The organism is Streptococcus sp. 1621 (assembly GCF_013276615.1).
GTDB lineage: Bacteria > Bacillota > Bacilli > Lactobacillales > Streptococcaceae > Streptococcus.
Genome location: NZ_VMLJ01000061.1, coordinates 1 through 544 on the forward strand (window position 1 = coordinate 1; position 544 = coordinate 544).

At 35.7% G+C, this 544-nt stretch carries 1 pseudogene; it reads right to left on the reverse strand.

The annotated features are described in order from the left end of the window. A pseudogene (locus tag HT697_RS10030) lies at positions 1 to 544 on the reverse strand (hypothetical protein); the annotation flags it as partial.

Here is a 544-nt window from a genome sequence, read left to right on the forward strand (position 1 = left end):
CAGCTTTATCTAATTCTGCTTTTACTGCATCTACTTTTGCTTGTGCTGCTTTAGCTTCTTCTTTAGTCGCATTATTTTCTTTTGCTAAAACTTTTTCAGCTTCAGTTTTTGCTTCTTCTAATTGTGTTTTTAACGCTTCAAATTTTGTATTATATTCATCAATACTATTTGGTGTTTTACCTCTTGTATCTGCTTTTTTCAATGCTTCAGAATCTGCTTTTAATTTAGCTTTTTCGTCTGCTGTGGCTGCTTCTACTAATTTACTTTTAGCATCATCTAGCACTGCTTTGGCTGCATTTACTTTTGTTAGAGCATTCGCAACATCTTCAGTCGTTGAATTCACATCAGCAATCACGCCTTCTGCTTCTTTTACTACTGCTTCTGCTGCTGTTTTAGCTTCATTGTATTTGTCAGCAGACTCTGTTGTCTTGCCGTCTGTAACGTTTGTCGCTTCTGTTGCTGTTTTTAATTCGTTTTTAGCTGCTTCTAATCCTTCTGTATTGCCTTTATCTTTTAATACGGCTACAGCTTTATCTAATTCTGC